Below are 17,404 nucleotides of genomic sequence, written 5' to 3'. Positions count from 1 at the left end.
AGAATGTTCAACTTAGAGGAGGAATAAAATGAGAGAATGGCAAACAATTAAAGACTATGAAGAAATACTTTTTGAAAAACATGGTAAAATAGCAAAAATAACAATTAATCGACCTCAAGTACACAATGCATTCACTCCAAAGACAGTGTTTGAAATGATTGAAGCTTTTACTATTTGTCGAGAGCGGCAAGATATTGGTGTGATTATTTTAACTGGGGCAGGAGATCAAGCATTTTGTTCTGGTGGAGATCAAAAAGTTCGAGGAAATGGCGGGTATGTAGGTGATGATCAAATCCCTCGCTTGAATGTGCTAGATCTCCAACGCTTGATTCGGGTCATTCCAAAGCCTGTGATTGCTATGGTCAAAGGTTGGTCGATCGGTGGGGGCAATGTCTTACAACTTGTTTGTGACATCACAATTGCCGCTGAAAATGCGAAATTTGGACAAACAGGTCCGAATGTAGGAAGTTTTGACGGCGGTTATGGATCAGGCTATCTAGCTCGAGTGATCGGTCATAAAAAAGCAAAAGAAGTCTGGTTTATGACGAAACAGTATTCCGCAACAGAAGCTTTAGCAATGAATTGGATCAACACAGTGGTACCTTTAGCCGAAATTGAAGACGTAACGATAGAGTGGGCAGAAGAAATGTTGAAGAAAAGTCCTTTAGCATTAAGAATGATCAAGGCTGCAATGAACGCAGATACAGACGGACTCGCGGGGATCCAACAATTAGCAGGGGATGCCACTTTACTGTACTACACAATGGCTGAAGCTCAAGAAGGACGAGATGCATTCAAAGAAAAGAGAGAGCCTGACTTTGACCAATTTCCTAAATTTCCCTAACAAAAAACCAAAAAGTTGGTTGCAACGACAAGCATTAAAACAGCCAGATCAGCCAGCCTTTTATACGAAAGATGTTTGTCTAACGTTTAGTGAATTGAATCACTATGTACAGCAACTTGCTTATTATTTCAAACGTTTTATAAGCAATCAACAAAAAACTATTAAAAGAGTAGCCATTTTGAGCGATAATCAGACAATGATGTATCAGTCGATCTTAGCTCTATGGGAATTAGGAATGGAGATCCAATTTCTAAATACAAGGTTAACCAGTGAAGAACTAGCTTATCAGTTAAAAGATGCCAATACACGACTATTGATCACTGAACATCCTGAACATTTTTCCTTTGAAAATGTAACCATCATTTCTTTCCCGAAAAAAAAGGAACTAATCGGGAGAATTAATGAACCACCAATTGATTTCGGCTATCAATTGGAGCAAATAGCCTCGATCATGTATACATCTGGGACTACTGGAAAGCCAAAAGGAGTACCTCAAACTTTTTCAAACCATCAAGCAAGTAGCCTAGCTACACAAAAAAGTATGGCTATCGAGTCTGGCGAGAATTGGCTTTGTTGCGTCCCGTTGTACCATATCAGTGGTTTATCGATTCTTTTACGTTCCCTTGTTTTAGGAATTAGCGTTCATTTATGTGAAAAATTTCACCCATCAGAAGTCAACCAACTGATTTTAAGCGAAAAAACCGCTTATTTGTCGTTAGTCACGAAAATGTTAAAAGATCTGTTGCCGTTTGTACCAGAAGACGGTTATCCTTCTTCTTTGAAGCAAGTTTTATTAGGTGGCGGTCCGATTGAATCTACCTTACTTAAAGACTGTTGCCAGTTGAAGCTACCCGTTATGTTGTCTTATGGCATGACAGAAACATGTTCCCAAGTTGTCGCAGGTAAAATCAATATACATTCAAAGTTTAAAGACACGGTTGGTCGTCCGCTAATGGGTGTGCAAATTAAAATCGATGGGACAGATCAAGCGAATGAATCTGGAGAAATTCTTTTGAAAGGTCCGTCGATCGTTAAAGGATATCTCAACGGAAGAGATCGACATTCGTGGACGAAAGAGGGCTGGTTTTGTACTGGTGATTGGGGCTATTTAACAGATAGTGGTGAACTAAAAATTCTTAGTCGAATGAGTGAGCGAATCATCTCTGGCGGAGAAAATATTTACCCTGCTGAAATTGAAGCAATTTTTTTAAAAAGTCAGAAAATTACAGAGGCTATTGTTATTGGTAGAGCCGATCCTAACTGGGGGCAACGCCCAGTAGCTTATTTGAAATTAATAGATAAGGTCAGCGTTAATGAAATTTGCAATCTCATGGAGCCACTTGCTTCCTACAAACATCCTGACGAAATTTTTGTCATCAATGATCTACCAAAAACAGCCTCAGGAAAACCATTAAAACGACTTTTTTTAACAGAAGAAAGAGTGAACTATATTGACTACCAACTTATTTAATCTAAATCTACAGGAAGTACCTGAAGCTGACTATGTATGTTATAGCTTTAAGATTCCTTATGAACCGTTAGCAAATCTCTTTGCAAAAGCAAGTGACTTTAAAGGCACACGTTTCTTTTGGCAAACGCCAGACAAAAATGTCGGTTTCTTGGGGTTTGGGCGTAATCTTTTAAAGAAGCGTGGAAACTGGTCCACCGAAGACCTGATAAATGCCAAACAAGAGTTTTTTAAAAAACTTTCGTTTCTGGTTCCTGAAAAAGAGACTCCGATTCTTTTTGGAGGATTACCTTTCGATGCTGAAAACAAAAAACAAGCGCCTATTTGGGGAGAATTGGCAGAGGGCTATTTTATTCTACCCGAACTATTAATCAAGCAAAATCATCAGCAACTAACTGTTGTAATAACCGCAAGGAATCATTTTAAAACTTTAAAAAAACTCGATGAGTTTATTAAAGAAAAAATGAGACTCATTAATGAAATGAAAGAGCGATGTGTCCCAGATTTTTCGCCAAGTCAAATATTAAAAGAAACTGAAGTAGCTGTTCCTCATTTCTTAAAAGCTGTTGAAGAGACGATCGAAGTCACAGCAAATAAAAAATCAGCACTTAAAAAAGTGGTTTTAGCAAGACAGATGCAATTAGTTGGCAAAGAATTTTCTGTTGAAAAAATCTTACTTCATCTGATTAGTCAACAACCAAACACCTATCACTTTGTTTTAGAAGCAAAAGGTCAAGCGTTTATTGGCGCAACACCTGAACGTTTGCTTCAGGCGACTGATACCCATTTCTTGACCGCTAGCATTGCTGGCTCTATCGCTAGAAGTTCAAACGAAAGAGAAGACGTTACATTGGGAGAAAAACTTTTAAAAGATTCTAAAAATATTGGAGAACACCAATTAGTCGTCGAACGTTTAACAGAACAGATGCACTCATTTATTAAGGGGAAACTAACAGTATCAGATAAAAGTCTTTTAAAAAACCGAGACATTCAACATCTTTGTTTGACGTTGAAAGGGAGCCGTCAGGACGGTTTCTCATTTTTAGAAGTCATACGACAACTACATCCTTCACCAGCTTTAGGCGGTGTTCCTAAACAGGCAGCCATTGATTGGATAGCGGAAAAAGAACCTATTGGGCGAGGGTTATACGGTGGTCCAATTGGCTGGTGTAGTTTAACTGAGGATGTTGGTGAATTTGCAGTTGGTATTCGTTCTGGAGTAGTGAGTGATACTGAGGTCCAGTTGTATGCTGGCTGTGGAATTGTGCCAGATTCAACGCCTGAAGCGGAATACTTAGAAACTGCTCTAAAATTTCAACCGATGATTCGAGGTGTAAAAGAATGACGAACACAAAAGAGCTGACTGCTTATTTATTAGCATTTATTCATGGATTGAAAGAAAGTGGATTAAAAGAAATGGTCATTAGCCCAGGATCACGCTCGACACCACTGGCCTTATTGGCTTATCGTGACCCGGAAATCAATTGCTATATCAATGTGGACGAGCGTTCGGCTGCTTTTTTTGCGCTTGGTTTAGCAAAAGCACAAAAGGAACCTGTGGGTCTGATTTGCACATCAGGAACTGCTGCAGCAAATTATTATCCAGCCATTTGTGAAGCTGAGGCGTCAAATGTTCCACTCGTTGTGTTGACCGCTGACCGTCCACCAGAGGCGCAAGGCGTAGGAGCACCACAAACGATGGATCAACAACATTTGTATGGAAGCCATGTCAAAAAGTATATCGGAATGGCTTTGCCAGAAGAAGGAGAATCTTTTGAAAGATATGCGTTTTTTCAAGGTTGGGAGAGTGCGGCTGCTGCAATAAAAATTCCTAAAGGACCTGTACATGTGAATCTACCTTTTCGAGAACCTTTACTGCCGGATTTATCACAATCATTTACACGTCATTATTCAAGAAAAGGGGAAACGATCAATAAAGTAACTTCCTTTTCGTTACCAGAACTTGATTCTTGGTTGACCAAAAAAGGGTTGATTATTGTTGGAAGAGAATTGACCACACGACAGGCAACGAAAATGATTGAACTAGCTGAAATCGTAGGATGGCCTATTCTTGGTGATCCACTTACAAATTTAGGAAATTGCGGGAAAGAAAGCGACAATTATATTTCTCATGTTGATTTGATCTTTGCCGATCAACGCTTAGAAACACCCGAAATCGTTTGGCAGTTTGGTAACTTGCCATTGGCCAAAAACCTCATGCTTTATTTAAAGCAGTCAAAAGACCTGACTCATGTCATCATTGATGAAAGCGAATCTTGGAAAGACTGGTTACATCAAAGTAATTATGTTTTACCAATTGATCCACTGGCGTTTTGTAGCATGGTTAAGAACATGAGCGATGAAGCATTTCATACTCATGCAGATAGAAACTGGTTATCCTATTGGCAAGAAAGAGCAAAGCTTGCCCGACAAACGATAGAAACAACCTTACCCTTAGAGGCCTATAACGAAAGCAATGCCAGTAAGCGTCTTTTTCAATTGTTAAAGTTTGACGAAACACTCTTCTTGTCCAATAGTAATGCTATTCGTTTTATTGATCGCTACGCTGGTTTTTCAAAACAACGATTTTCAGTCTATGGGAATCGGGGAGTAAATGGTATTGACGGGATTATTTCAACAGCTGCAGGTATTTGTGCGGCTAAGAAACAGCAGATGTTTTTGCTGATTGGTGACTTAGCTTTGTTTCATGATATGAATGGGTTACAAATAATCAAAGAACTTGAGCTGCCGGTGACTGTGATCGTTTTGAATAATAACGGGGGAGGTATCTTTTCTTTCCTTCCTCAAAGGGAACTAGACAACTCTTTTTTTGATCCTTTGTTTTCAACACCCTTACATCTAGACTTGGAGAAAGTGGCAGATCTCTACTGCGGCGCTTATAAAAAGCCCAAATCGCTGACTGAATTTGAACAAATAGTTTGTGAAAGTCGAGAAAGAATAGACAGTAAAGACAACAGAGAAGAGAAAGAAAATTCAACTTGGACGTTGATTGAAGTCGTTGGCGAACAAAAAGCACCAGCAGAACTTTGGCAACACATGATTGAGGGATACGGTAATCGAAATGAGTGAGGGAAAAATAAAAATTAATGGTGTTAATTATGCTTATCGTTGGTTACAGCGAACATCTCCAATGAGACCTACTATCATTTGTTTACACGGATTTACCGGAACTTCCATGAGCTTTTCTTTGCCTTTTCAAGATTTAAATGTTTTAGCAATTGATTTGATCGGGCATGGTAAGACGGATGTTTATGTTCATCCTTATCGCTATAAGCTTCCATTACTTGTTCAAGATTTAGCACAATTGGTTTTGCAATTAAAGATCGATGCTTTTTATTTGTTGGGGTATTCCATGGGGGCCCGTACCGCGTTAACTTGGCTGATTGAACAACCAAAAGGAATTTTAGGCATCATTATGGAAAGTGGTACACCAGGCATCTATTCGCTTAGCGAAAGGCTCATACGTCAAAAAAAAGATCTTCTATTAGCGCAAAAGATCATGACTGAACCATTGTCTAGTTTTGTGGATTATTGGGAATCGATTCCATTATTTGAAAGTCAAAAAGAACTACCTGATTCGACAAGAAGAAAGATTCGCCAAGGAAGACTTATGCAACAACCAATTGGTTTGGCGCTTAGTTTGATGTGCATGGGAACTGGGCAACAGACGAATTACTGGCCATCGCTTAGAAATATCCAAAGACCGATCCTTTATTTAGCAGGAGAATATGATGATAAGTTTCAAAAAATCGGAAAAAAATTGGTTGAAGAAAATAGTCTGTTTTCCATGGCGTTGGTTCCCAAAAGTGGACACTGTATTCATCTAGAACAGCCAACGAAATTTGTTTTCCTAGTAAATCAATGGATAATGGAGAAAGAAAAAAGTGATACAAATTAGAAAAATCGAGCAATTACAACTTAAATTACCTTTGACTACCCCTTTTGAAACGAGTTATGGAATTCTAACTGAAAAAGCGTTTGATTTATTGATAATCGAGGATGAATTAGGCAATCAAGGAGTAGGAGAGTTGGTTTCTTTCCAACAAGCGGACTATATTGAAGAAACGATCGACATGAGTCGCTTGATCATCAAAAATGAATTGATTCCTTTACTTACTATGTCTCCAATCAAAGAGCCTTTCGAAGTTCAGCGACGATTGACGAAAGTGCAAGGGAATTTTATGGCAAAAGCAGCCTTGGAAACAGCTATTTGGGATTTATATGCCAGACGAAAGAATGTCAGTTTCCGAGAAATTTTCAAAAGTACGAAAACAGAATTAGCAGTTGGGATTAGTTTAGGTATCCACACAGATTCTGCAAAATTGTTAAAACAAGCTCGAATGTATGTTTCTCAAGGCTATACGCGGTTGAAGTTAAAGATCAAACCAGATTACGATATCGAACCATTAACCTTATTACGAAAGGAATTTCCTCACTTGCTTTTGATGGCAGATGCCAATTCTGCTTATACATTAAAGGATCTACCGGTATTGTTAGAATTGGATCGATTAAACCTAGCGATGATTGAACAGCCTTTTAATCAACGGGATTTTATCGAGCATGCGTATTTACAGAAACAATTAAAAACACCAATTTGTTTAGATGAGAATATTCGTACACTAAATGATGTTAAAACCGCTCATACCTTGGGAAGTTGTCGTGGGATTAATCTAAAAATCCCCAGAGTGGGTGGGATCGCTGAGGCATTATCCATCGTAACATTTTGTCGTGAACATAACTTGACAGTGTGGCTAGGTGGAATGTTTGAATCAGGAGTAGGACGTTGCTTAAATATACAATTTGCCAGCCAAAATGACTTTACTTTCCCTGGCGATATATCGGCATCAGATCGCTATTACTACGATGATATCATCAAAAATAAAGCTTGCCTCACTGATGGGAAACTTGCAGTTCCCTTAGGAAAAGGCAATGGGGCAGTCCTTGATCAAGAAAAAATCGAACGTTATTGCTACAAAAAGGAACTCCTTTTTTCTCAATAATAAACGTTTGACAAATAATATGATCACTGTGGTCGTTGTAGAGATACACCAAGTAATCAGAAAGAATCCAAAAGCAGCTCTTTCTCTTTTGGATTCTTTCTTTTTGTTGAACTTTTTTTATATGAATCAGCAAGTAGCGAGTATAAAATTACACTTTCTACAATACCGATAATTCAGCTAATGTCGCCATTGACCTAACTTCTCCTTTTGATGAGATAATCATGGGAAACAGAATTCTGTTACCGATAACATAAATGAAAGCGTTGTCTTTTGTTGTTCACTCTTTTATAGTGAACACGTAATCTTAAATATGAAGGAGGAAATACATGAACACCGCAGCAATTTATCATCGACCGGAAAGTGAATATGCTTTTTTATATACAGCTGATACTTTCAGAATTCGTTTACGTACCTGTAAAGACGATGTAAAAAAAGTTTATCTTATTAGTGGCGATCCTTATACGATTGATTCACAAAAATGGTATCTGGAAGAAATACCAATGAAAAAAAGTCTGAGTACTTTAGTTCATGATTACTGGGAAGTGGAAAAAACAAGCTCGACTAGAAGGTTACAATATGGGTTTCATATCGTAGGGATTGATGGCACAGAATGTTTTTACGGGGATCAAGGGATTTTTGCGTATGAACCAGCAAACTTAGCAGAAGCAAATTACTATTTCCGGATACCCTATTTTCATGAAATTGATCGTTTCAAAGTGCCGCAATGGGCAAAAGAAACGATTTGGTACCAAATATTTCCTGAACGATTTGCGAATGGCGACTCAACTAACGATCCAGCTCATACGCTACCATGGGGAAGTAAAGCACCTGACCGAGATGATTTTTTTGGCGGTGATTTACAGGGTGTGATTGATCACCTCGATTACTTAGTTGATTTGGGAATCAACGGTATTTATTTTTGCCCGATTTTCCAAGCTATGTCTAATCATAAATACGATACGATCGACTATTTGAAAGTTGATCCAGCCTTTGGTGACGAACGCTTGTTAAAAGAATTAATCGAAAAAGCGCATAAAAAGGGCATCCGCATCATGTTAGATGCTGTTTTCAATCATATTGGTAGCGACTCGCCCCAATGGCAAGATGTGATCAAAAATGGCGAAAAATCAATTTATAAAGATTGGTTCCATATTCATTCTTTTCCAGTGGATGCCTATCAAATGACGAATTTACCCGAAACAGCAGCAAATTTATCTTATGATACGTTTGCTTTTACACCTTTCATGCCTAAACTCAACACAGCAAATCCTGAGGTTCAATCGTACTTACTAGATATTGCTGCTTATTGGGTGAAAGAATTTGATATTGATGGGTGGCGTTTAGATGTCGCTAATGAAGTCGATCATCATTTCTGGAAATTGTTCCATGAAAAAGTCACTGCAATCAAACCAGATATTTATATTTTAGGCGAAATCTGGCATTCATCCCAAGCTTGGTTACAAGGAGATGAGTTCCATGCTGTAATGAACTATGCGTTTACAGACTCAATCAAAGACTATTTTGTTAAACGAAAAATCACTGCTTCACAAATGGCAAGTGGCATGAACCATCAGCAGATGCTGTACCAAGATCAAGTAAACGAAGGAACATTTAATTTATTAGATTCCCACGATACTGCGAGAATCCTAACCTTGTGTAATGGAAATAAAGAGTTGATGAAAGCTGTACTTACTTTCATGTTTTTACAAAAAGGCGCACCTTGTATTTATTACGGAACAGAAATCGGATTGACTGGAGAAGATGATCCTGATTGTCGTAAATGTATGATCTGGGAGAAAGAGCAACAAGATACGGAATTATACGGTTTTATTAAAGAATTGATTTATCTTCGGAAACGATTATCTGAAATTTTAATCACAGGTACGATTTGCTGGGAGCTAATTGATGATAGTCAAGACGTGATTCATTTTTCTCGTGAATTGAACGGCCAAAAGATCCATGCTATTTTTAATCAATCTTCTACAAGTTATTTGGTTGATCAGAAAAATGAAATTATCTTAAGCCAAAATAGTGAATTATTAAATGATGGGAAAGCTGAAATTCAACAATTCGGATTCATTTTGATGTGTGAATAACTTGTTACCGGTAACATGCAGAAAGCGTTTGCAAGTTGTCGTTTTATAACAGTATACTCTTTATACAAACAACATTTATGGAAGTGGAGGAACAAAAAGTGAAGAAAAACTATGTTAAAAAATTAGGGTTGGGTTTATTGTCACTTGGTATTTTAGGTGGATTAGCAGCTTGTGGTAATGGAAAAGCTGATACAGCTAGCGGTGGAAATGATGAAAAAACATTAACTGTATCGGTAGATTCTGGTTATAAAGATTACATCAATGAGATCAAGGGTGATTTTGAAAAAGAGAATGATGTCAAAATCAAGCTAGTTGAAAAAGATATGTTCGATCAATTAGAAGCGCTTTCTTTGGATGGACCTGCCGGTAAAGGACCAGATGTGATGATGGCAGCCTATGATCGAATTGGTGCGTTAGGACAACAAGGCCATTTAGCGGAAGTCAAATTAGGAAATGAAGCCGACTATGATGAAACAGATAAAGCACAAGTGACCTATGACGGAAAAATTTACGGCGAACCAGCGGTGATCGAAACATTAGTCTTGTACTACAACAAGGATCTAGTAGATGCAGCACCAACCACTTTCAAAGAATTAGAAAATCTAGCCAAAGACAAACGCTTTGCCTTTGAATCAGAAGCAGGAAAAAACACTGGATTCTTAGCAAAATGGACTGATTTCTATTATTCTTATGGTTTACTAGCAGGCTATGGCGGGTATGTTTTTGGTGACAACGGAACTAATCCATCAGATATTGGTCTAAACAATGCAGGATCAATCGAAGGAATCACTTATGCTACAAACTGGTTCCAAAATGTTTGGCCAAAAGGGATGCAAGATATCAAGAGTGCAGGCGATTTCGTTAGCCAACAATTCATGTCTAACAAAGCAGCAGCAATCATTGATGGTCCTTGGCAAGCACAAACTTATAAAGACAACAAAATCAATTATGGGGTAGCAAAAATTCCAACATTGAACAACGGCGAATCTTATCAACCGTTTGGTGGAGGAAAAGGTTGGGTAGCAAGTAACTATTCTAAAAACAAAGAATTATCACAAAAATGGTTAGACTATGTGACAAACACAAAAAATCAAGAAAAATTCTTTGAAATGGTCAATGAGATTCCAGCCAATCAAGCAGCACGTGAAACAGCTAAATCAAAAAATGATGAATTGACAACTGCGGTGATTGATCAGTATGAAACTGCGCAAGCAATGCCAAATATTCCAGAAATGGCTGAAGTTTGGACTGGTGCTGAAAACTTAATGTTTGATGCAGCTTCAGGTTCTAAATCGCCAAAAGAATCTGCTAACCAAGCAGTGAAAACCATAAAAGAAGCGATTGAGCAAAAGTATTAAAAGTAACAAAGCGATCTCTATTCATGATCAAATGGATATTTTTACTAGATGTGGTGATAGTAGACCACTAAATCTCATTTGGTCAACCAAATCATAAAACAAGTCATGGATCAATAGGTGAAACAGTTGAACGGTGTATTTTCTTTAACTGTTTCACATTGATTCGTGTGAATAACATCCACGAGCAGAGTTTTTTATAGCAACTGAGTGAGGACTACAAATGAATGGAAAATGGTTTTTGATAGCAATTATTGATGACTGTCATGGATAGCTACTATTTATAGTTACTATGTATAACTGCTATGAATAGTTACTTATAGATGGCTATTATGGATAGCCGACTGATTCATTTCCTTGCGCAAAGAATAAAATAGTAGTACTGGGGGTATCGTTATGCAAGACAAACAAAATAATATCAATGTAAGAAAAATTACACTTATGTCTCTCATACCTGGCTTAGGGCAATTTGCTAATGGTCAAGCGTTCAAAGGAATCGTATTTCTAGGTATTTTCGTAGCATTTATTCTACAACTGATAGTTGGTGGCTTCCACTCCTTGATTGGGTTAGTCACACTGGGAACGGTTCCGATGGAGGATCACTCCTTATTTATTTTGATTCAAGGAACGCTGCAACTAATCATTACGGTTATTTTTTTTATTTTCTATGGACTGAATCTGTTAGATGCCAAACGTGTCGCAGTTTTACGCAAAGAAGGTAAGAAAATCAACCGAACGATGAAGGAAGTTATACATAATATTGGTGATGAGGGTTTTCCTTATTTGCTTACACTTCCAGCCTATCTTTTGATGATTTTTACGATTATTTTTCCAGTTCTAGTCACATTATTTACAGCATTTACCAACTATGATTTCAAACATATCCCACCTGCTAGTTTGATTGATTGGATCGGAGTAAAAAACTTTTTTAGTATCTTCTTCTTAAGTTCTTACCGTAATACCTTTTTCTCTGTGTTTTCTTGGACTGTTATTTGGACACTATGTGCAACGACACTTCAAATCACATTAGGTATTTTTACAGCCGTTATTGCTCACCAAAAATTTATTAAATTTAGACGTTTTTTTGGTATTATTTTCCTTTTACCATGGGCGGTACCAGCATTTATAACAATTATGAGTTTCTCTAATATCTTCAATGATAGTGTGGGGGCGATCAACACCCAAGTGATTCCTTTTATCAATCATCTGCCATTCGTAGACATTAGCGCGATTTCATGGAAAACAGATCCATTTTGGACGAAAGTTGCGATCATTATGGTTCAAGGGTGGTTAGGATTCCCTTATATCTATGTCATGGTAACAGGTATTTTACAATCCATTTCTGAAGATTTATATGAAGCAGCAAAAATCGATGGTGCAAATGCTTGGAAACGTTTCTCTAATATCACGTTACCGGCTATTTTTCTAGTAGCAGCGCCAACGTTTATTACTCAGTATACTGGTAATTTCAACAATTTCTCGATGATTTATTTATTTAACAACGGTGGTCCTGGAAGTGTAGGAGGGGGCGCAGGTTCAACAGACATCTTGATTTCTTGGATCTATAAACTAACGACGGGAACCTCGCCACAATACTCCATGGCTTCAGCCATTACACTAATTATTTCTGCAATTGTCATTTGTGTTTCTTTACTTGTGTTTAAAAAGACTAATGCATTTAATATGGAGGACTAAGCGATGAAACAATTTAATTCAAGTGCTAAATTCCAACGAAGATTGTCACAATTCTTGACCTATGTTTTTTTGATTCTTTTGTCGATCATCATTATCTATCCATTGTTGATTACAGCCAGTACAGCATTTAAATCAGGTAATATCGCTGCTTTTAGTCTGGATTTATCCAGTGACTGGACACTAGAAAATTTTAGACGGCTATTCTCAGAAACGTTATATGGTACTTGGTATAAAAATACCTTGATTATTTCCATTTTAACAATGGTTATCCAAGTGACTGTTGTAACTTTGGCTGGTTACACTTATAGTCGTTACCGTTTCATTGGACGCAAATCAAGCTTGATGTTTTTCCTGGTGATTCAAATGGTTCCAACGATGGCTGCATTGACCGCTTTTTACGTCATGGCTTTTCTACTTAACGCCTTAGATCGATACTGGTTCTTAACAATGATCTATATTGGTGGGGGAATTCCGATGAATACTTGGCTAATGAAAGGTTATTTTGATACTGTTCCACTTGATTTAGATGAATCTGCTAAATTAGATGGAGCTGGTCATTTCCGGATTTTTCTACAAATCGTTTTACCGTTAGTTAAACCAATGATTGCCGTTCAAGCATTATGGGCCTTTATGGGACCGTTTGGAGACTTCATGCTCGCTAAATTTTTACTACGCACACCAGAAAATCAAACAGTGGCAGTTGGTTTGCAAACATTCATTTCTGATGTGACAAATCAACGGGTTTCATTATTTGCCGCAGGAGCGATCCTCATTGCATTACCGATTTGTTTATTGTTCTTCTTTTTACAAAAAAACTTTGTCACTGGTTTGACTTCTGGTGGCACAAAAGGTTAGGAGCAGGTGTTGATGCAAACATTTCCTTTGAATTACTTTTCTCATTTAAATAGTCCTAGACGTCTTTTTGCTGGTAGAAGACAGTTGTCATGGCCTAAATTGAGTCTGATCTTTCTTTTCTTGGTCGCGTTGATGGTTATGCCGATTACCATGTATTATACCAATCAGGTAAAAGCAATCCCTATGGAGCAATTTTTGACAGTTCACCAACTAATTGATCAAGATGGAGTAAATAAATTTTCAGAATTACCCATGGAGAATGGGCAAATAAATCACTCACCAATAACGATTTATCAGAATAACGAAATACTGATTGGGTCAGGATTGACGAAAGAACAAAAAAACGAAAAAAACGCCTTTATTGATTTCGCAAAAAATCATTGGACAATCCAGCAAAAAGAACAGGGGCGTATAAGAACCTATCAAATGAATTACCAAGCGTCTTTCAATCCCGAATCAGTCCGAACGCCACAAGAGTTTCAAGCATTTTTAGAACAGGAATTTTACGCCAGTAATCGTCCAATGATTATTTTATCTTATAGTATGAGTTTAGGAATCATCTTATTTATAATGACTAGCTTCATTTTATTTGGTGCTTCTTTCTTTTTATGGCTAACTAGAAAGAGTCGTTTTTCTTCCATCCAAACATTCAAAGAAAGTGCCAATTTAATGTTGAATGTGATTGGAGTTGGCTCCATTATTGCCACGATTGTTGGATTCTTTTATTTTGATTTTGTTTTGATGTTAGGTATTCAATCAACTGTTTCAGTTCTTTTATTGCTATGGATTTTTGCTAAAACTGGCTTTAAAGATGAAGTCAAGGCCTAAGATCATCAACTAATTATGAGAAAATAAATGTGAAAATAATGAAAATTTGATAGGTAACATAGATTTTTTTCTGAAAAATACCCTTCTGAGTTGATTCTTTTAATTTTTAGTATTAACGTTAAATAGTAGCAATTCTAAGGAGGAAAATCATGTTAGAAAAAACAGTATATAATCAATTATTTTCACGTTCTTTCTCCCTTCCAGTCGAAGTTACTTACTGGGATGGTACGACAAAACGCTATGGAGATACTGACAATCCTCCCCAAATCAAAATTAAGATCCATGAAGAAATACCAATGAAAGAAATCACAAATAACGCCTCTCTAGCTCTAGGTGAAGCTTACATGGATCATCGTATTGAGATTGAGGGAAGTATTCAAGCGTTGATCAACGATGCTTACCAACAAGCAAACAGCTTTTTAAGAGGGAGCGACTATTTAAAATGGCTTCCTAAAAAGCAAAAACACACAAAAAAACAAAATCAAGCAGATATTCATGCACATTATGATCTAGGAAATGATTTTTATGAAATGTGGCTAGATCCAACATTAACCTATTCTTGTGCTTATTTTGAGACGCCTGAAGATACATTGGAACAAGCCCAAATCAATAAAGTCCACCACATCTTAGATAAACTTTTTATCAAGGATAATGATACGTTATTAGATATCGGTTGTGGTTGGGGAACCTTGATGTTTACAGCTATCAAAGAATACAATGTAAAAGCAACTGGTATTACCTTGAGTGAAGAACAATATAACCATATTACTAATCGGATCAAAGAAGAACATCTGGAAGATAAATGTCGGGTCTTATTAATGGATTATCGTGATCTAAAAGATGAAACGTTTGATCATATTACAAGTGTCGGGATGTTTGAACATGTGGGAGCAGACAACTTAAAAGAGTATTTTGGTGTCATCCAAAAATTACTAGCTCCTAAAGGAACAGCGTTGATTCACGGTATTACTCGTCAGCAAGGTGGGGCAGTTAATGCTTGGATCAACAAATATATTTTCCCGGGTGGATACATTCCAGGATTAGCAGAAATCGTAACAGATATTACGGATAATGATTTACAGTTAATTGATTTAGAAAGTTTGCGCCGGGACTATCAGCTTACTTTAGAACATTGGACAAATAATTTCCATAAAGTACAAGACAAGGTAACAGAAACTATGGGCGATTCCTTTTATCGAATGTGGGATCTTTACCTTCAAGCTTGTGCAGCATCTTTTGAATCAAGTAACATTGATGTTATCCAATACTTACTTGTTCAACCAAGTAATAATGATCTTCCAATGCATCGTGCATAAGGGGAGAAACCTAATAAAAAATATATTAATTAAGATTCGCATGAAAAGAGGCTGTGAAAGAAGCGTTTAGCTCCTCCCTTATTATTGAGGAGTTGCTTCTTGAACGCCGTTTATTCGTTTTTAGAGATACTAGAAGAGGCTGAGACAACTTTTGTCCCAGTCCCTTTTTTTTTTGTGAAAATGTCTAATGCTGGCCAACCTATTTTTTAGATTTTTTATTAGCTAAAAAGGAGATGATTATCGAGCTGATTTTGCCCATAGAATAGAACAGATATTGAAAGAGCAACCGTGCTAAACTGTATTTTTTGATGAATGAAAATGAAAAAATTATGATAATCAAAATTGCATAGACTATATGTGTCGTTCCATAAAGTGAAAAAAGATTTTCCATCAGTTCTCACTCTATGTATATAATCATTAAGTGTATGTTGTTATTTTTTCTCTATATTTAAATAAAAAACAATACATATATTTTCGTTGTTATAAAAGCATTTATAGAACTATAAATAACAATTGTTTATAAATAAATCGTTCATCAAACCTCCATATTGTGATATTATAAACATGAGCTGTGGGTGGCTAGTTTACTCAAGTTCAAGTAAAACGAGGGAGGTGAAAAGAGTGGAAAAAATTCTTATACCATTAAAACAACATGTAGGCGCTTCATCAAAGAGTATGGTAAAAATAGGCGAATATGTGCAACGTGGACAAAAAATTGCTAAACCAGATGGATTAGGAGCAAACATTCATTCTAGCTTTTCAGGCGTTGTATCAGAAGTAACCAACGATCAGATTGTGCTAAAGATTGATGAAAAGCAAAATTTTTCAAGTTATCTTCCTATTCCAGAAACATCCTCTTATATTCAAGCAATCAAAGAAGCCGGAATTGTCGGAGCTGGTGGAGCTGGGTTTCCGACAGATATAAAATTATCTTGTGAAATACCAGAAGGCATCTTTATCGCAAATGGTGCAGAATGTGAAGCTTTATTACTTCACAATGTAAAGCAAATGAAAAGTCAAATCAAACAATTGATTCGTGGAATAAAGTATTGCATGAGCATTACGAAAGCACCCAAAGGAATCATTGCCGTTAAAGGAAAACATCGAGAGTTAGTCATACAATTGTTAAAGTTTACCAACAATGAACCGACAATAGATGTTTACCAATTACCTGATATCTATCCTGCAGGCGATGAACGTGTAGTGATTCGTGAAGTGTTGAACATCACTTTAGACCCTGGTCAACTGCCAATCGAAATCGGAGCAGTAGTGGATAATGTTGAAACAATTAAACGCATTGTCGAAGCGATTGAGCAGCGAAAGCCATTTATTGATAAAGATCTTACGGTATCTGGTCGTGTAAAACAAAAGAAAACAGTCTTTAAAGATGTCCCAATTGGAACACCTGTCAAGCAATTAATTGATCAAGTTGGAGGTTTTATTGAGCCCCATGGAGAAATTGTGATCGGTGGACCAATGACTGGTCATAGCGGCACGGAAGAAACCCCCATTACGAAAACCAGCGGAGGGGTATTGGTTGCTATGCCATTTCCTCAAGAACATCGAAAAATAGGACTATTACTTTGTGAATGCGGCGGTTCAGAAGAAAGAATGACTGAAATAGCTGAAAACATGGGTGCTGAAGTTGTTGCTACACAACGCTGTAAGCGAATGGTAAAAGTGAATGGAAGATATAGATGTACCTTGCCAGGTATATGTCCAGGACAAGCACAAACAGTCTTTGCTTTGAAAAAAGCAGGTGCTGAAGTTGTGATGACTGGAACTTGTTCTGATTGAACGAACACCGTTATTGGTGTAGCTCCTAGGTTAGGAGTTCCGGTTTATCATCATACAGATCATGTACTTCGGGCAGATGGGCACAGACTATATCGTAAATTACCTACAACGAAATAAATTTAAATTTTA

At 37.1% G+C, this 17,404-nt stretch carries 13 protein-coding genes; all 13 read left to right on the top strand.

The genetic code is table 11. From position 1 onward, the window contains the following. The first annotated feature begins 28 nt into the window (after positions 1-28). A complete protein-coding gene (gene menB / locus IGK21_RS06910; RefSeq protein WP_010719121.1) occupies positions 29-844 on the top strand; it encodes a 1,4-dihydroxy-2-naphthoyl-CoA synthase in 816 nt (271 codons plus the stop codon). Further along, on the top strand, positions 789-2,315 hold the full coding sequence (menE, locus tag IGK21_RS06905) for an o-succinylbenzoate--CoA ligase (RefSeq protein WP_034698039.1): 1,527 nt from the start codon (positions 789-791) through the stop codon (positions 2,313-2,315). The genes menB and menE overlap by 56 nt, the downstream gene beginning before the upstream one ends. Continuing rightward, the gene (locus tag IGK21_RS06900; RefSeq protein WP_034698037.1) at positions 2,296-3,657 is read left to right on the top strand and encodes an isochorismate synthase; all 1,362 of its coding nucleotides are present in this window, start codon (positions 2,296-2,298) and stop codon (positions 3,655-3,657) included. The genes menE and IGK21_RS06900 overlap by 20 nt, the downstream gene beginning before the upstream one ends. Continuing rightward, the gene (menD, locus tag IGK21_RS06895) at positions 3,654-5,402 is read left to right on the top strand and encodes a 2-succinyl-5-enolpyruvyl-6-hydroxy-3-cyclohexene-1-carboxylic-acid synthase (RefSeq protein WP_034698034.1); all 1,749 of its coding nucleotides are present in this window, start codon (positions 3,654-3,656) and stop codon (positions 5,400-5,402) included. The genes IGK21_RS06900 and menD overlap by 4 nt, the downstream gene beginning before the upstream one ends. Beyond that, entirely contained in the window at positions 5,395-6,231 is an 837-nt protein-coding gene (menH, locus tag IGK21_RS06890) for a 2-succinyl-6-hydroxy-2,4-cyclohexadiene-1-carboxylate synthase (protein ID WP_034698031.1), read from the top strand. The genes menD and menH overlap by 8 nt, the downstream gene beginning before the upstream one ends. Beyond that, positions 6,221-7,333 (top strand): o-succinylbenzoate synthase, encoded by a 1,113-nt coding sequence (gene menC / locus IGK21_RS06885; protein WP_034698527.1) that lies wholly within the window; start codon positions 6,221-6,223, stop codon positions 7,331-7,333. The genes menH and menC overlap by 11 nt, the downstream gene beginning before the upstream one ends. A gap of 326 nt (positions 7,334-7,659) precedes the next feature. Continuing rightward, positions 7,660-9,429 (top strand): glycoside hydrolase family 13 protein, encoded by a 1,770-nt coding sequence (locus IGK21_RS06880; protein WP_034698028.1) that lies wholly within the window; start codon positions 7,660-7,662, stop codon positions 9,427-9,429. Between the two features lie 98 nt (positions 9,430-9,527). Then, complete coding sequence (locus tag IGK21_RS06875) at positions 9,528-10,787, top strand: extracellular solute-binding protein (RefSeq protein WP_010737611.1); 1,260 nt, start codon at positions 9,528-9,530, stop codon at positions 10,785-10,787. Positions 10,788-11,180: 393 nt separating this feature from the next. Further along, positions 11,181-12,479, top strand: coding sequence for a carbohydrate ABC transporter permease (locus IGK21_RS06870; protein ID WP_181915000.1), 1,299 nt, complete (start codon positions 11,181-11,183; stop codon positions 12,477-12,479). Positions 12,480-12,482: 3 nt separating this feature from the next. Then, positions 12,483-13,334 carry a sugar ABC transporter permease gene (locus IGK21_RS06865; protein ID WP_010719130.1) on the top strand — a complete coding sequence of 284 codons (852 nt, stop codon included), beginning with the start codon at positions 12,483-12,485 and terminating at the stop codon, positions 13,332-13,334. Between the two features lie 12 nt (positions 13,335-13,346). After that, positions 13,347-14,162 (top strand): maltodextrose utilization protein MalA, encoded by an 816-nt coding sequence (locus IGK21_RS06860; protein ID WP_034698022.1) that lies wholly within the window; start codon positions 13,347-13,349, stop codon positions 14,160-14,162. 149 nt (positions 14,163-14,311) lie between these two features. Beyond that, positions 14,312-15,478, top strand: a complete 1,167-nt coding sequence (locus IGK21_RS06855) for a class I SAM-dependent methyltransferase (protein ID WP_010719132.1) — start codon at positions 14,312-14,314, stop codon at positions 15,476-15,478. Between the two features lie 621 nt (positions 15,479-16,099). Further along, the gene (gene prdC / locus IGK21_RS06850; RefSeq protein WP_179299865.1) at positions 16,100-17,392 is read left to right on the top strand and encodes a proline reductase-associated electron transfer protein PrdC; all 1,293 of its coding nucleotides are present in this window, start codon (positions 16,100-16,102) and stop codon (positions 17,390-17,392) included. The last annotated feature ends 12 nt before the right edge of the window (positions 17,393-17,404 follow it).

It is taken from the genome of Enterococcus sp. DIV1421a (genome assembly GCF_051711025.1).
In the GTDB taxonomy this organism is placed as follows: Bacteria; Bacillota; Bacilli; order Lactobacillales; family Enterococcaceae; genus Enterococcus_B; species Enterococcus_B hirae.
The sequence above is the reverse complement of the archived record's forward strand: the minus strand, read 5'-3'. Positions and strand labels throughout refer to the sequence as shown.

What these genes read in the sequence shown, in the direction of transcription:
- menB (WP_010719121.1), top strand. Translation starts at nt 29, where the DNA reads ATGAGAGAATGGCAAACAATTAAAGACTATGAAGAAATACTTTTTGAA.
- menD (WP_034698034.1), top strand. Translation starts at nt 3,654, where the DNA reads ATGACGAACACAAAAGAGCTGACTGCTTATTTATTAGCATTTATTCAT.
- IGK21_RS06870 (WP_181915000.1), top strand. Translation starts at nt 11,181, where the DNA reads ATGCAAGACAAACAAAATAATATCAATGTAAGAAAAATTACACTTATG.
- menE (WP_034698039.1), top strand. Translation starts at nt 789, where the DNA reads ATGCATTCAAAGAAAAGAGAGAGCCTGACTTTGACCAATTTCCTAAAT.
- IGK21_RS06860 (WP_034698022.1), top strand. Translation starts at nt 13,347, where the DNA reads ATGCAAACATTTCCTTTGAATTACTTTTCTCATTTAAATAGTCCTAGA.
- menH (WP_034698031.1), top strand. Translation starts at nt 5,395, where the DNA reads ATGAGTGAGGGAAAAATAAAAATTAATGGTGTTAATTATGCTTATCGT.
- IGK21_RS06880 (WP_034698028.1), top strand. Translation starts at nt 7,660, where the DNA reads ATGAACACCGCAGCAATTTATCATCGACCGGAAAGTGAATATGCTTTT.
- IGK21_RS06855 (WP_010719132.1), top strand. Translation starts at nt 14,312, where the DNA reads ATGTTAGAAAAAACAGTATATAATCAATTATTTTCACGTTCTTTCTCC.
- IGK21_RS06865 (WP_010719130.1), top strand. Translation starts at nt 12,483, where the DNA reads ATGAAACAATTTAATTCAAGTGCTAAATTCCAACGAAGATTGTCACAA.